14 protein-coding genes are annotated in these 15,285 nt (G+C 56.8%); 9 read left to right on the forward strand and 5 right to left on the reverse strand.

From position 1 onward, the window contains the following. Window positions 1–11: 11 nt before the first annotated feature. Complete coding sequence (locus tag AV929_RS22830) at window positions 12–134, reverse strand: hypothetical protein (protein WP_023843382.1); 123 nt, start codon at window positions 132–134, stop codon at window positions 12–14. Between the two features lie 190 nt (window positions 135–324). On the opposite strand from AV929_RS22830, the gene AV929_RS17530 reads away from it, so the two are divergent. The 3 genes from AV929_RS17530 to rad50 all read left to right on the forward strand — a co-directional run bounded on the left by AV929_RS17530 (window position 325) and on the right by rad50 (window position 4,708). After that, on the forward strand, window positions 325–693 hold the full coding sequence (locus tag AV929_RS17530) for a hypothetical protein (protein WP_064288860.1): 369 nt from the start codon (window positions 325–327) through the stop codon (window positions 691–693). Window positions 694–762: 69 nt separating this feature from the next. Then, window positions 763–2,019, forward strand: coding sequence for a DNA double-strand break repair protein Mre11 (gene mre11 / locus AV929_RS17535; RefSeq protein WP_064288861.1), 1,257 nt, complete (start codon window positions 763–765; stop codon window positions 2,017–2,019). A gap of 13 nt (window positions 2,020–2,032) precedes the next feature. Beyond that, complete coding sequence (gene rad50, locus AV929_RS17540) at window positions 2,033–4,708, forward strand: DNA double-strand break repair ATPase Rad50 (protein WP_064288862.1); 2,676 nt, start codon at window positions 2,033–2,035, stop codon at window positions 4,706–4,708. Window positions 4,709–4,732: 24 nt separating this feature from the next. Here the strand turns inward: rad50 and AV929_RS17545 are convergent, their stop codons facing one another. Further along, window positions 4,733–5,155, reverse strand: coding sequence for a hypothetical protein (locus AV929_RS17545; RefSeq protein ID WP_064288863.1), 423 nt, complete (start codon window positions 5,153–5,155; stop codon window positions 4,733–4,735). 27 nt (window positions 5,156–5,182) lie between these two features. Next, window positions 5,183–5,587, reverse strand: a complete 405-nt coding sequence (locus AV929_RS17550; RefSeq protein WP_044951976.1) for a hypothetical protein — start codon at window positions 5,585–5,587, stop codon at window positions 5,183–5,185. 144 nt (window positions 5,588–5,731) lie between these two features. Here AV929_RS17550 and AV929_RS21510 point away from each other — a divergent pair, with 144 nt between their 5' ends. Further along, the gene (locus AV929_RS21510; RefSeq protein WP_080510096.1) at window positions 5,732–6,754 is read left to right on the forward strand and encodes a site-specific integrase; all 1,023 of its coding nucleotides are present in this window, start codon (window positions 5,732–5,734) and stop codon (window positions 6,752–6,754) included. Window positions 6,755–7,704: 950 nt separating this feature from the next. Here the strand turns inward: AV929_RS21510 and AV929_RS17555 are convergent. Then, complete coding sequence (locus tag AV929_RS17555) at window positions 7,705–8,274, reverse strand: hypothetical protein (protein WP_064288864.1); 570 nt, start codon at window positions 8,272–8,274, stop codon at window positions 7,705–7,707. An 831-nt stretch (window positions 8,275–9,105) separates the two neighbouring features. On the opposite strand from AV929_RS17555, the gene AV929_RS21975 reads away from it, so the two are divergent. From AV929_RS21975 to AV929_RS21990, 4 genes are read left to right on the forward strand one after another with little or no spacing between them, the layout of a single operon-like run. Beyond that, on the forward strand, window positions 9,106–9,285 hold the full coding sequence (locus tag AV929_RS21975; protein WP_155120761.1) for a hypothetical protein: 180 nt from the start codon (window positions 9,106–9,108) through the stop codon (window positions 9,283–9,285). Then, window positions 9,278–9,574, forward strand: a complete 297-nt coding sequence (locus AV929_RS21980) for a hypothetical protein (RefSeq protein ID WP_155120762.1) — start codon at window positions 9,278–9,280, stop codon at window positions 9,572–9,574. The genes AV929_RS21975 and AV929_RS21980 overlap by 8 nt, the downstream gene beginning before the upstream one ends. Next, window positions 9,574–10,269 (forward strand): hypothetical protein, encoded by a 696-nt coding sequence (locus AV929_RS21985; protein WP_155120763.1) that lies wholly within the window; start codon window positions 9,574–9,576, stop codon window positions 10,267–10,269. Before AV929_RS21980 ends, AV929_RS21985 begins: the two co-directional genes overlap by 1 nt. A gap of 42 nt (window positions 10,270–10,311) precedes the next feature. Continuing rightward, on the forward strand, window positions 10,312–11,040 hold the full coding sequence (locus AV929_RS21990) for a hypothetical protein (protein WP_155120764.1): 729 nt from the start codon (window positions 10,312–10,314) through the stop codon (window positions 11,038–11,040). 1,127 nt (window positions 11,041–12,167) lie between these two features. On the opposite strand, the gene AV929_RS17570 is transcribed toward AV929_RS21990, so the two are convergent. Next, complete coding sequence (locus tag AV929_RS17570; RefSeq protein ID WP_004517169.1) at window positions 12,168–12,359, reverse strand: hypothetical protein; 192 nt, start codon at window positions 12,357–12,359, stop codon at window positions 12,168–12,170. 107 nt (window positions 12,360–12,466) lie between these two features. On the opposite strand from AV929_RS17570, the gene AV929_RS17575 reads away from it, so the two are divergent. Then, window positions 12,467–15,274 carry a DNA-directed DNA polymerase gene (locus AV929_RS17575; protein ID WP_064288867.1) on the forward strand — a complete coding sequence of 936 codons (2,808 nt, stop codon included), beginning with the start codon at window positions 12,467–12,469 and terminating at the stop codon, window positions 15,272–15,274. Window positions 15,275–15,285: the final 11 nt, after the last annotated feature.

The following is a 15,285-nucleotide window of genomic DNA, read 5'->3' on the forward strand; positions in this document are numbered from 1 at the left end:
CTCGTCCCGCCTCACCCGCCGAGGATGAACAGCGCGAGGACGACGGAAATGAGCAGGGTTGCCAGAATCAGTAGCGCGACGATTGTGACCGGGGAGAGCGCGTTGTCGTCGGAGCGGAGTGCGCGTAGAGACATTGTGGAGGCCATCCGACAGTGGATTTTCGTCCTGTACCACCGGGACTGGGCTGTTAATTCTATCGAACCAGTCACCTCGCCAAACTGTACGCTTTTTCAATCGGTTCGAGTTGAACGGGTTCTCGAACGCGCCATCAACTGACCCGGAGCCAGCAAACGTTTATTTCGGATGCCGTGGCCACGCCGTTCTATGGCCGATAGCGACCAGGTGAAAGCGGCACTCGCGGCACTAGCTGACGGGGAGGCCGACAACAGCGACGACGGAGGCGGGACGATGGGAATAGCCGACGGAGAGGGCGACTGTAGCGCAGGCCGGATTAGAACCCACGATACAGGCGGCAACGCCGACTATCGGACAGTCATTGAGCGAGCGACCCAGGCGACCGACGATTTAGACGAGGCGGTCGCCTTCGTCGAGACGTTCGGTGTCGGGCGACTCGAAGCGGCCGTCGCACAGGCCGAACACGAAGTGAGCGGGTTGGCCGACGAGGGCCGGGCGGCTCTGCGAGCGTTCCGGCGGTACCGGGACGCCGCGGCGGGGCCCAGCGATGGGTCGTAGCCACCGGGTCGACCACTCTCACTGCGGTCACGATACCCCTTTAGGTGGCGCTGGCTTACGGGTGGGCAAATGACACGGGTGATACACACCGGCGATACCCACGTCGGGTATCAGCAGTACAACGTCCCCGACCGACGGGACGACTTCCTCGATGCGTTCCGGCAGGTGGTCCGAGACGCCATCGCGGACGACGCCGACGCCGTCGTCCACGCCGGTGACCTGTTCCACGACCGCCGTCCGGCGCTGGCTGATATCATGGGCACGCTGACCGTTCTCGAAGAACTCTCCGAAGCCGATGTTCCGTTTCTCGCCGTCGTGGGTAACCATGAAGCCAAACGGGACGCCCAGTGGCTCGATTTGTACGAGTCGCTGGGCTTGGCGACGCGGCTCGACGACGAGCCGACGGTCGTCGGCGACACCGCCTTCTACGGCCTCGATTTCGTCCCGCGCTCGCAGCGCGACGACCTCGACTACGACTTCGCCGCCCACGACGCCGACAGCGCCGCGCTGGTCACTCACGGCCTGTTCCAGCCCTTCGACTACGGCGACTGGGACGCCGAAGAAATCCTGGCCGAGTCGTCGGTGACCTTCGACGCGATGTTGCTCGGCGACAACCACGACCCCGGCAAACAGCAGGTCGAGGACGCCTGGGTCACCTACTGCGGGTCGACCGAGCGCGCAAGTGCGAGCGAACGAGAGGACCGCGGCTACAATATCGTCACCTTCGACGATGAGGTCCGTATCACCCGCCGCGGCCTCGACACCCGCGAGTTCGTCTTCGTCGACGTTGACCTCGGCCCGGAAGAGGGTGTCGAACGGGTTCGGAGCCGCGTCGGCCAGCACGACCTGGAGGACGCCGTCGTCATTGTCTCTATCAGCGGCGACGGCGACCCAGTGACCCCAGCCAGCGTCGAATCGTTCGCGCTTGACCGAGGGGCGCTCGTGGCTCGCGTCACCGACCACCGGGAAATTACGGCCGAGGAGCAAGAAACGGATATCAGCTTCGCCGACCCCGACGACGCCGTCACCGAGCGCGTCCGCGACCTCGGACTGAGTGAGGCCGCCCACGACATCGACGAGACCATTCGCGCCTCGAAGGTCGCCGATGCGAGCGTCAAAGACGAGGTCGAACGGCACGTTCGTGAACTGCTCTCTAAGGGTTCAGACGCCCTCGCAGCCGACGCTGAGACGGCCGCGAGCGATGGAGCAGACGGCACAGATGCGGCCGCAAGCACGGACGAGGACGATACTGAAGACGGAGCGGCGGTGAACGAGGCCGACGGCACAGACGACGATGGCCAGGCGAGCGTCGAGGAGTTCCTGTAATGGAGGGTCGACAATGAAATTCGAACGCGTCAAACTATCCAACTTCAAGTGCTACGACGATGCTGACCTGCGACTGGACAACGGCGTGACCGTCATCCACGGGCTCAACGGGAGCGGGAAGTCCTCCCTGCTTGAGGCCTGTTTCTTCGCGCTGTACGGCTCGAAAGCGCTGGACGAAAACCTCGGTGACGTGGTCACCATCGGGGCCGACGACTGTACTGTCGAACTGTGGTTTTCCCACGCCGGCGGCGACTACCACCTCACGCGCCGGGTCCGCGCGACCGGAGCGCAGCCGACAACGGCGAAATGCGTTCTGGAGACGCCCGAAGGGAACTACGGAGGCGCGCGCGATGTGCGCCGACGCGTTACGGAACTCCTGCGGATGGACAGCGAGGCGTTCGTCAACTGCGCCTACGTCCGTCAGGGCGAGGTGAACAAACTCATCAACGCCTCCCCCGGCGACCGGCAGGATATGCTCGACGACCTCCTGCAACTCGGGAAACTGGAGGCGTACCGCGAGCGGGCCAGCGATGCCCGCGTCGGCGTCGGCCGCGTGCGCGATGACAAACAGGGGGCACTCTCACAACTCGACGAGCAGATTCAGGAGAAAGAGGAGAAAGAGCTTCACGAGCGCCTGAACAGTTTGGAAACGCAGGAATCCAATCTGCAGGACGAGATCGAGCACATCGAGGACCAGAAGGCCACCGCCGAGGAGACGCTCACCCAGGCCGAGTCCGTCCTCGAAGAGTACGAAGAGAAACGCGACGAACTGTCGACCCTCGAAGCCGACATCGAGGATCTGGAAGCGACTATCACCGAGACGGAGACGGAACGAACCGAGCTCAAAGAGCAGATCAGCGACCTGCAGGACCACCGGGAGTCGCTACGGGAGGAGCTCTCGGAAACGGTGGCCGAAACAGACCTCGACAGCGCAGAGCCGGACCCGGACACCGTCGACGCGCGACTCGACGAACTGCAGTCCCGCGACGACGACCTGCAGAGCCGAATCGAGGACCAGCGCGTGGACGCGAAGGAACACAGCAGCACCGCCGACGCGCTGGCCGAGAGCGCCACCGACCTCGAATCGCGGGCCGAGGACAAGCGCGAGGAGGCCGACGAACTGGAAGCCGATCTCGAAGCGGCGCGGGAGACCATCGCCGAGCGCCGCGAACAGATCAGCGACATCGATGACCAGACCGCTGACCTCGAAGCCGAGTTCGAGGATGGGCCGACCAGCCGCGAGGAGGCACAGTCGTACAAGGAATCCGTCGCCAGTGACCTCGAAGAGGCCCGGAAGCGGGTAACCGAACTGGAGACGAAGCTAAAGAACGAGCGGGAGTCACTCGAAGAAGCCGAGGCGCTGCTGGAGGCCGGCAAGTGCCCCGAATGCGGGCAGGACGTGGCCGAGTCGCCCCACGTCGACTCCATCGAGGACGACCGCGAGCGGATATCGGAGCTGGAGGCCACGCTTACCGACGCCCGCGAGGACGTCGAAGCCCTAGAGTCGAAACACGAGACGGCGAAAGCGCTGGTCGAGACTGCCGACGAGCTATCGACGCTCGAAAACAACCGCTCGAATATCGTCCAACTCGTCGAGGAGAAGGAGAACGGGCTGGACGCGGATCAGGAGCGCATCGAGACGCTCCGCAAGGAAGCAGCGGACCACGAGTCCGAGGCCGAGACGAAACGCGAGAAGGCGGCCGAGGCCCGCGAACAGGCCGAGGACTGCCGTTCGGTCGTCGCCGAATGCAACCAGGAGCGCCAGCAGGTCAAGCAGTCAATCGAGCATCTGGAGCGGGTCGAAGACCTCCTTGGGAACATCGACGACTGCGACGACGACATCGAGCGCCTGCGCGAGAAGCGCAGTCAGCAAGCCGAACTGAACGACCAGCGCCGCGAACAGCTCGCGGAGAAACGCGAGCGCAAGCAGGACCTGGCTGAGTCGTTCGACGAGGACCGTATCGAAGAAGCGAGAAGTGAGAAGCAGCGCGCGAAAAAGTACATCGAGCAGGCCGAGGAAGCACTGGCGGAGAAACGCGAAAAGCGCGACGAACTCCAGAACGCCATCGGCGGCGTCACAAACGAGATCGAGGAGCTGGAGTCGCTACGGGAGCGCCGCGAGGACCTCGAAGCGACCCTAGAGAAACTCGAAACGCTGTACGAGGAGACAGAGGAACTACAGGAAATGTACGGCACACTTCGGGCGGAACTGCGCCAGCGCAACGTCGAAACGCTCGAACGGATGCTCAATCAGACGTTCGATCTGGTGTATCAGAACGATTCCTATTCCCACATCGAACTCGACGGGCAGTACCAGCTGACGGTGTATCAAAAGGACGGCGAGCCGCTGGAGCCCGAACAGCTCTCCGGCGGCGAGCGGGCGCTGTTCAACCTCAGCCTGCGGTGTGCCATCTACCGGTTGCTCGCGGAGGGTATCGAAGGCGCAGCGCCGATGCCGCCGCTCATCCTCGACGAGCCGACGGTGTTTCTGGACTCGGGCCACGTCACGCAACTGCTTGACCTCGTGGAGTACATGCGCGACGAGGTCGGCGTCGAGCAGATTCTGGTGGTCAGCCACGACGAAGAACTGGTCGGTGCGGCGGACGACCTCGTCCGCGTTGAGAAAGACGCCACGACCAACCGCTCACGGGTCGAGCAGGTCGAAGCAACGGTCGCAGAACTGGCCTGAGCCTGGTGCGGTAGTGACTTGCCCTCAGTCCCGAAGCTGAGCGAGCCCGTCGCTGGCAGTCTCAGTTGTGTCGTACCCTCGCTGGCCGTGGACCGTCGCCTCTGTAAGCAGGCCGGCGGCGCGGAACTCGGCCAGCAGGCCATGCAGGTCACTCTCACAGAGGTCGTAGGCCGAAAGCAGCTCTGCCACGGAGACCGGCCCACGCTCGTCGAGTTCCACGAGCAGGCCAAGTGCCTGGTCGTCGTGGGCCGCTGTGAGGACGCGACGAGCGGCGTCGGGAACCGCTGCGGCGGCCGTGGCCAGCGGTGACTCACCCTCGATGGGTTCGAGATCGGCGTTCGGGACGTGGCGCTGTTCGCCGGTTTCGGGGTCCCGGACCAGACTCGACTCGGTGGACTCCTTCAGCAGTAAGTAACGCGTGCCGTCGTTGTCCCGCACAGTACGCATATGGCCGTCCGTAGCTGATCGGGCCGGTTAGCCGTTGTGGTCGCCTGACTCCGCGCTGTCAGGCTGGGTATCCGTTGTCTCGGCTGTTTCGCCCTCGTCGTCGTCCGATTTGCGCTCCCGCTCGAACTTCACGTACCGAAACGTTCCGTAGCCGAAGGCGATGACACCGACGAGGAAGATCCGTATCCCGAGGTCGACCTGCCCCTCGAAGTAGGCCAGCATCGGCCCGAGCGAGAGGGCCAGCAGCGCGACGTTGAACACGATAACGAGCCTGACGAACAGGCCCGTGGCCTCGCCATCGTAATCGCTGTCTGACGGCGAGGGTACGTCCGGGCCGAGGCTCTCCGGATCGAACTCAGCGGGTTCGTGCTCGCTCTTTTCGGAGAGAACCCCCGGGCTCTGGTTGGGGTCGTCCTCGCCGGGGATATCCATCACAGGCGCATTACGTCGTCCGGCAAATAAAAGGACTCTGTGTCAGGCGATCTCCTGTAAGGTGAGCGCCGTATCGGTCTGCAGCCACGCGAGAGGGTTCTCGGCGTCGTAGAAACGACTGCTTGTTGGCGGTTCGGACCAACGATGAAAGCAAACACCAATCCGACCGACCTGCAAGCTATCACCCCCGTAGAGGCACTACGACTGTATCTCGAAAGCAAGGTAGACGAATGGGCTACAGCGACTAAAGAACTACAACAGTTCCATCTCAATGAATTTGTTGAGTGGTTGGCTGAAGAAGATATAGACGATATGCGGAATATCTCTGCTCGCACCGTTCACAGATTCCGCTTGAACATTAAAGGTGAGATAGCACAATCAACACTTGCGCAGCGGGTTAGCTCGGTTCGGCGGTTCTTACAGTTCTGTACGACGATAGACGCAGTGAGTCCGTCTGTACCTGAGCGGGTAGAAATTCCGAACCGAGATACGGAGGCTCGAACAGAGACGCTTGAAGCCGACCATGCAGAAGCAGCATTAGACTATCTGGAACGGTTCGCCTATGCATCAAGAGAACACGCCCTATTGGCGCTCACATGGCATACAGGGATTCGAACGGGCACGTTAGTCGCCTTGGATGTAGACGACGTGGAACCCGCCCAGAACCGCCTACGGATTCGACATCGGCCCGATAGTGATACCCCGCTAAAGAATGGTGAGAAAGCGGAACGGTACTGTGCGCTCTCAGAAGATGTAGCCGAGGTGTTAGAAGACTACATCAATCACAAGCGTATGGATATTGAAGACGACTACGAGAGAGTGCCATTATTCGCTACTGAAAACGGTCGGGCACCAGTGAAAACACTACGGCGGTGGTTTCAGGCAATTACTCGACCGTGTATCTACGATGATGGGTGTCCGCATGGTCGTGACCCAAACGAGTGTGCGGCTGCCCAATCAATGTCTAATGCGAGTGACTGCCCATCAAGTGTGAGCGGGCATCCTATTCGACGTGGTGCTATCACGCACTTCCTCCGCAAAGACGTGCCTGAGAAAGTCGTCTCAGATAGAATGAACGTCTCAACTGATGTGCTGGAACAACACTACGACCGTCGTACTGAAGACGAGAAGGCGGAACAAAGGCGCGAATACTTAGACGGCGTGTAGACGCACCACACAGCACCGCTGGGGAGAGCCAAAGACCGCCCCCTCCCCCAACTACCGCCCCACTCCGCACCCCACTTTCGTGCGCACACACAACGCGTCTAATCTGAATTGTGGCCTGTAGGAAAACATCTCCTACATGGCCATGCAAGACTCGTCTTGCGGGCTATTCTCAGTGAGTGGTTGAATGGGTGTTTCTATACCCCTATATTTGCTGTAGAACGTTCCTATCACAGATGTAACGTACAGAGACGGAATATTGTACGTAGCAACCTGCTACCACGAACATACCACCAGTAGCGACGTTCGGGTATTGCTGTAGGGCCGTGCAACCCGTTTGCACCACTCCAACCCCACAGTCTATGGGGTGCAAACAGTACTCCACGGGGTTGTTCGGATAGCACGAAACCTGCAGTACGAATGTATAAGCCGCACAACCGCTACCGCTGTGGAGAGCAGAGAACCGCCCCAACTACCGCCACCACAATTCTCTGTGATTCAGCGGTGGTGGTGGGGTGGTAGTGCTTCTATATTACTTAAGTAAGTAAGCACAGATAAATTAGTAAGAAGGGTGGTGTGTGGTGGCTACTGTTGTTGAATTGCTGTGCGGTGACTCAGTGCTGTGTTCCGAAGGGAGTTTTTGTGGTTTCCATCAGCGTGCCAACAGTTCTACACTCCTGCTGTAGATGAGCGTTGGTAATACTCATGCTGATTCAATACTCTACGATTCAGATTAGTGTTGGTGCTATGGTCGTTGCATTTAATTAGCTGTAGAACGTATACCAATATACACCCTATCCCACCGCAGTGGGGCGGACTACTCACGTTTCTTGCTGGCTGAGGCGGTTACTAAGACCGTGTTCTAAAGGGCGGTTTGCTGTGGTTTCCATCAGCGTGCCAACATACCACACACACACTCTTTTGTAGATGAGTGTGGGTAATATCCACGCTGGTTATATCGGTTCGGCTACAGTTTCGAGAGATAGGTCTATTTCATCCAGCAGATTCATCGCATCGTAGTGTTCTAAAACCAACACATCGTCTGAATAATGGTAGCGGTGCGTGTGGTTATCAGATGCATAGCCGTCACCGTCGTAGGAAACTGTATCGTACCCTATCTCAGCCAGCATATCAGCGAATCTATCGCTATCTGCGTCCCAGCCCCGTAGGTCGATTTGTAGACTACCAAATAAGTTACCTACAAAAGTGCCAGCAGTTATGATTGTGGCCTTCAGACAGTCGTTGCTGAGGGATTCCACGGACGTGCTACCTTCGGTATAATTCTCAAATTCAGGATGTGGGACCGTAGAGATAGCATACACGTCGTTCAATCTCTTTGTGGTAGTATCAGAGTCCCTATACAATCGAATCCCATTACTCAGCCACCCCAATAGGTCATCGTAGGCCCGTAAAAGCTCTCTATCCGTACTGAATACGTCGATAGAAGGGTAGTTTCCCCCATCACGGATTGTGGTTCCCCGTAGTATCAAATACTCTATAACTCCCAACTGTAACTCGCTCAATTCTGACCGATGAGAAGGGACATGGCTAAAGTGCATTCCGAGTCTCTGATATTCGTTACTACATTCTGGACACTCCGAACTATCCTTACCCTTTCCACAACTATTAGAGGAAATTACCACGATATATCACCACAATTGGAGGCTATTTTCATCTTTTCAGTCTTGCACATACCCATTTGCTTATTCCGACCGAAGTGCCACGATATAGACGGACACATGATTTCAAGTTTAAACATTATTGAATAATCTACCAGCGTACCAATAATTCTACACTCGTTTGCTGTAGATGAGTATGAGTCACAGCCACACGCTGATGAAACCTACAGCAAACCGCACAACAGAACACAGCACTGAGTCACCGCACTCCCTCTATGTATGTTTCTGTGCTTATCTACTTAAGTAATACACAAACCTAACACGCCTCACTATTGTTCCGTACAGCAGCAGTGAGGCGGCCCTTTGGCTCTCCCGCAGCGGTAGCGGTACTCGAATCACACACCGTATTCTATGACTTCTGAGAGTGATTGTAATACTCAGCGTTACGCAAATATCTAAAAACGAATATTGGTAATAGAACGTCTCTACCTTTGAGATTTATTCGTCAGTACGTATTAAACGAGGCGAAGTGGGACGCTATGTTTCACTTCAAATATTTTCAACAATGACTACAGATAAGCGAACTGATAGAATTCGAGTGAACAGTCGAGATAAAGAACTTCTGCGCGAAGCCAAGTCTTGCTTCGATGTCCCTGTGCCTCTTGGATTTGTTGCACGAAAAGGCGCGCTAAAACTGATTGAAGAATCTGAAGACGATTCGGAGGTTGGCTTTTAATGGTAGTCGATGAAACATGCGCTGAAGATGGATGCAGGACTGTTTTGCCTGATTTTCCTGATGAGGATGGATATTACTGGTGCAAATCGCATTATCCAGAGCCAAACAACGGTACATTCACCCATATTCCCGACGAATTTGCTGATTACCGTGATGAGCGGAGGGAAATGTATGACTGAGGTTTTTAGTACCGTAATTTCTCCATCTGCTGGGGCGACTATAGAGCTACCAGCGGATATGAGCGAATCTCGGAAAGAGTCGAATTACGTCGGTGGCGGTGAGCGGGGTGATGGGCAATTCTCTATTACCGTCGTCGCCCCGCATACTGAGACTGAGGATTACGTCCTTCTAAACACCGATACGGGGGTTAGCGACGTTCCGAGTGGTTCTGAAATCCTCGCTGTAGAAGCGGCTACAACCAACCTTTGGTATGCGGTACCGCGGTCGGCCTACGGGGGTGGCGAGTAATGTTGGATAGCGAACAACTCGAAGAAGCACAAGAGCGAGATGGGGAACGTGCTGATGAACGTCCAGATGAAGCCGATGCAGCATTTGAACGAGATTATCCCGCTGTTGGCTTCGGTAATGGTGACCCACTCTTAAATCGGGATTACAGCGAATATCCCCGCAGTGATGATATTCTCTCACCAGACGCCAACGGGGTTCTGGAAACTCTCGCAGAACACCCGCTTATCGGGAGCGTCCGTGATATCGCAGATGAGCTTAGGGCCGATGTAACGGTTGTGAGCAAGGCGCTTGAACTGCATGATGTAGACCGCCCAGAATCAGTTGAAGACGATGCACAGCCATCTGAGAGCGAAATTGAGCTTCCTGATGGCACGGTCGTGGCTACAGAACAGTTCCGTACCCCCATCTACAGAGACGGGCGTTTACTCGAATATCTCTATTGTGATTTCGGACTTAGCATTAGCGAGATGCGGGAGTTTCTGGAATCCGAACGAAATCACGGGCGTGATAGTTCTAAGCCGCGCTGGAACGTGGAAACATCAGATATTCGAGAGGAGCTAAAGCGTATTGGACTTCTTAAAGGCGATGCAGACGACGGTGAGAGAGACGATATCCGTCTTGGTGGGCCTACACTCAGCGAATCTGAGACTCGTTCGGGTACAGATGGGCTAACAGTTAGCACATCTGATTTCTGAATAGTTAGCAAACTGAAACAGACGGCAGCAATAATTATCAATATGACTATACAGACAGCAGCAACAGGTAACTGTAGTAGCGTTAGATGGGACAACAGTAGAGATAATCTTAGCAGAGGATTAGGCGATACTGCGCACAACCCCGAAACAGTAGTCCGAGAGCGTGACGCTTTTGAGCTATCTGAGTTTGGTGGTGAGCGAGAGTATGATGGGGATGCTTCTCACGGCAGCAGATTCGACCGTGGCGATATTCCACAAGGCCAGCAAGACCGCTGGGAACGTCTCTGGCTTATAAACGAAGGGGCGTCACCGAGCTACGAAGACGGTGATGGCCTTGAGTCACAGATTTCTAATCCATCTGATACGACGGGCCGTAGAGCGCATCAGGATAAACTCGAGGCAGTCGATAGAATTGCGGCTGAGTTTTCTATTCCGTCAGCTACGCGGAATGAAGCACGGACCTTAGCCTCTGCTGTTGATGGGACTGGCCACAGCTTGCAGAAGGTCGCACTCGGAGCTATTCTCGTCGCCAATGATAAGCATATAGCTGAGAAAGCACAGCGAGCGGAGATAGATAGCACCGTCGCAGATGTGTTTGAGGGCAGTTTAAGCAATGCAGAAACAAACACCGCCCTCAATCTACTCGAAGACGCTGAGACGCTACCTAAACTATTTCAGCGACGGCTGAAAGGTAGGGGCGACGTCCAATCCTACGTTGAAGACTGCGATTTTACTGTTCAATCAGCGATGGGAGTGTTCTACGATGACTGAATATCCCTACGATGTTTCCATCGGTAATGAAGAAGTTTCCAGACTTCTATCCGAGAAACGAAAGCCGTGGTGGGATGCAAGAGTGTTAGATTGCCTACATAACGAATTACATCTTAGCTTAGCTGAAATTGGCCAGTTATTCAATATAAGCCGCCAATCTATTCGGCATGCTGCGAAGGAGCTTGATGTGTCTATAAAACGGAAAAAAGGGTAGTTACTCGAAGATTATCGATGAGGAACAAAAACGTCTCAGCGAGTATGAATCATCAGGCATGGCAAAATTCATGTAGACGAATCTATCAGCGATAGTGATAGTAAGTCGTGGCCGAAAATAGTAGCCACGATAGAAATAGACAGCAGCAGGCGGGTGACCAACCCGCCACATGGACAAAGACTTCAAACTTCCACAGGTAGCAGCAAGCTTGAAGTTGAAACGGAATCCCACCGCTTCAGGAATCTTTCTGAGCGCATGGTATAAAAAGGGATTTAAAAAGGCAGTATATTGGATTATTTTCTATCTGATTAAAATAATTAAGTTTAAATCATATTATTGATTTTGCTATATATGCGCCGTAAGGAATCGAAGATTCCGTTACATCTGTGATAGCGAACTGATGCAGAGTGGCCATTCATGCACCCCGCACCCCGATAAAAAAGATGTTACCTACTTGACCAATTTCGACGGGTAGGGTTGCACGGTTCACACCGTGCGTACCCACGACCTAAGAGCTTAGGTAGGGGTAACAGCAGTGTTGTCCCCTTTGGCTCTCCCGCGCTGTGCTGAAATCACACCGACTTTGAATCACTTAGCCCCATAAGATGAGAACGACTTTGTGCGAATTATCGAATTCGCACTCTTTAGGGCGACTGCTTCAGTCGCACGACTGTAGAAAGGCGGCAAGTATTGCTGTTCCGTATCTCTCTCCATAGGGTAGAGCGATACACTCATTGAGGAATTGGCGTCTTATCCCGCGTGCGACGCGTCTAATCGGAATTGTGGCCTTGAACGGTCGAAAGAACTAGGTGTATTGGCACCTACTATACACTCGAACCGCCAGCAGGCAAGAGCATACCCTACTGCGTGGGGCTATACAAAGCGGCAAGTTGCGTAACCCCTGAAAACAGGCTTATGCAATCTCCTGTAAGGTGAGCGCCGTATCGGTCTGCAGCCACGCGAGAGGGTTCTCGGCGTCGTAAAACACTGTCCCCTCCTCGGTCTCGTAGGTCTCGGTCGTCTGGATGGCGTCCGGGAGCGCCGGCTCCGACCGCAGTTCTTCGGACCTATCCGCCTCGCCGTGGGGGGATGCGTGGTGCGACATTGGCCGTCAAACTTGGGTATGGTACTCGATGTCATATACTTTCTGCCTGTGGCAATACCCCGTCGACCGCCGGTGTTTTTATGCGGCATCTCGAAACAAGGCCAAGAATGAGTGACGGGACCCAGGGCACGCTGGGGGATTTCGAGCAAGACGCGGATGAGGACCGCCCGGTCGCCGACGAAGCGGCGGCCATCGCGGGCAACGGTGGGAGTGACACCGGCGGGACGAGCGTCGTCGACATCGACGAGCGCCAGTTCCCGCCGGTCGAGGAGACCGTCGAGTTCGTCGTCACGCAGGTCGATTACACCATCGAAGGGCAGGGCGACGACGAGTTCCCGGTCGTCCACGTCTTCGGGCGTACCGACGACAACGAACCGATCCACGCGCGGGTCTTCGATTTCAAGCCGTACTTCTACGCGCCGACCGACAGCGTCACTGAGGACGAACTCCGCCAGTACGACAGCATCACCGACTGGAAAGCGGCCGACGAGGACGGCGAGCCCTACGAGTCGATTCGCGGTGAGCGCCTGACGAAGATATTCGGACGGACGCCCCGCGACGTGGGGCAAATCCGCGACGACTTCGACCACTACGAGGCGGACATCCTCTTTCCGAACCGCCTGCTCATCGACAAAGACATCACGAGCGGCGTTCGCGTCCCCGCCCGCGAACTCGACGACGGCAGCCTGAAAGTCCATCACGAGGAGATAACGCCGGTCGAAGCCCACGCCGACCCGCGGGTCAACACCTTCGACATCGAGGTCGACGATCGCCACGGCTTCCCCGAGGACGGCGAGGAGCCCATCATCTGTCTCACTTCTCACGACTCCTACCGCGACGAGTATGTCGTCTGGCTGTACGAGTCCCCCGACGGCATCGACGGCCCCGAGGCGCTGGCCGGCTACGAGCCGATTCGGGAAGATTTCGAGGCCGACGTTCGGGTTTTCGACGAGGAGGAGGCCATGCTGGAGGCCTTTGTCGACTACATCGTCGACACGGACCCTGACGTGCTGACTGGCTGGAACTTCGACGACTTCGACGCGCCGTACTTCCTCGACCGGCTGGAGGAACTCCAGAGCTACAACCACGACTTCGACCTCCAGATAGACCGACTCTCGCGGGTCGACGAGGTCTGGCGTTCGGGCTGGGGTGGCCCCGATATCAAAGGCCGTGTCGTCTTCGACCTCCTCTATGCCTACAAGCGAACGCAGTTCACTGAACTCGAATCCTACCGGCTTGACGCCGTCGGCGAGCAGGAACTCGGCGTCGGCAAGGAACGCTACACTGGCGACATCGGTGACCTCTGGGAGCAGGACCCCGAGCAGTTGCTGGAGTACAACCTCCGGGACGTGGAGCTCTGTGTCGAACTCGACCGCGAGCAGGACATCATCGACTTCTGGGACGAGGTCCGCACCTTCGTCGGCTGCAAACTGGAGGACGCGACGACGCCCGGCGACGCAGTGGATATGTACGTCCTCCACAAGCTCCACGGCGAGTTCGCGCTCCCCTCGAAAGGCCAACAGGAGAGCGAGGACTACGAGGGCGGGGCCGTGTTCGACCCCATCACCGGCGTTCGTGAAAATGTCACGGTTCTAGACTTGAAATCATTGTACCCGATGTGCATGGTGACGACTAACGCCAGCCCGGAGACAAAGGTCGACCCCGATGCCTACGACGGCGACACCTACCGCGCGCCCAACGGCACCCACTTCCGGAAAGAACCGGACGGCGTCATCCGGGAGATGGTCGACGAACTCCTGTCAGAACGAGAGGAAAAGAAGACCAAGCGAAATGAATTCGATCCCGAAAACCCGGAGTATGGGCGCTTAGACCGCCAGCAAGCGGCAGTTAAGGTGATAATGAACTCGTTATACGGCGTTTTGGGATGGGATCGCTTCCGCCTCTACGACAAGGAGATGGGAGCCGCCGTTACCGCCACCGGTCGCGAGGTCATCGACTACACCGACGAAGTCGTTGCCGACGAGGGGTACGAGGTCGTCTACGGCGACACCGACTCCGTCATGCTCCAGCTTGGCGATGTGGGTCCCAACGACGTAGAAGGCGACGTCGAAATCACCGACGAGATGCGCGAGAAGCACCCCGAAATGGGTGACGACGAACTCGAACTCATCGCCACGACCATTCAGAAAGGGTTCGAGCTGGAGGAGACGATCAACGCCTCCTACGACGAGTTCGCGATTGAGCAGCTCAACGCCGAGTTCCACCGCTTCGAGATCGAGTTCGAGAAGCTCTACCGGCGGTTCTTCCAGGCGGGGAAAAAGAAGCGCTACGCGGGCAACATCGTCTGGAAGGAGGGCAAGCACGTCGACGACATCGACATCACCGGCTTCGAGTACCAGCGCTCGGATATCGCCCCCATCACCAAACGGGTCCAGAAAGAGGTCATCGACCGCATCGTCCGCGGTGAGGATGCCGAGTCCATCAAGCAGTATGTCAGCGACGTCATCGAGGATTATCAGGACGGCAACGTCAACTACGACGACGTGGGCATTCCCGGCGGCATCGGGAAGAAACTCGACAACTACGACACCGACACCGCGCAGGTCCGGGGCGCGAAGTACGCCAACCTCCTGCTGGGGACGAATTTCCAGAGCGGCTCCAAGCCCAAGCGGCTGTACCTCGACCGCGTCCACTCGGACTTCTTCCAGCGCATCGAGGAAGAAGAGGGACTGGACCCACAGCGGGACCCGCTGTACGGCGAATTCCGACGGGACCCCGACGTCATCTGCTTCGAGTACGCGGACCAGATCCCGGAAGAGTTCGAAATCGACTGGGACAAGATGCTCGATAAGACGCTGAAAGGCCCGATTGCTCGGATTCTGGAAGCCATGGATATCTCTTGGGAGGAGGTCAAGTCCGGTCAGGAACAGACGGGACTCGGGAGCTTCATGTAACCCACAGAATA

The organism is Haloarcula sp. K1, assembly GCF_001647155.1.
In the GTDB taxonomy this organism is placed as follows: Archaea; Halobacteriota; Halobacteria; order Halobacteriales; family Haloarculaceae; genus Haloarcula; species Haloarcula hispanica.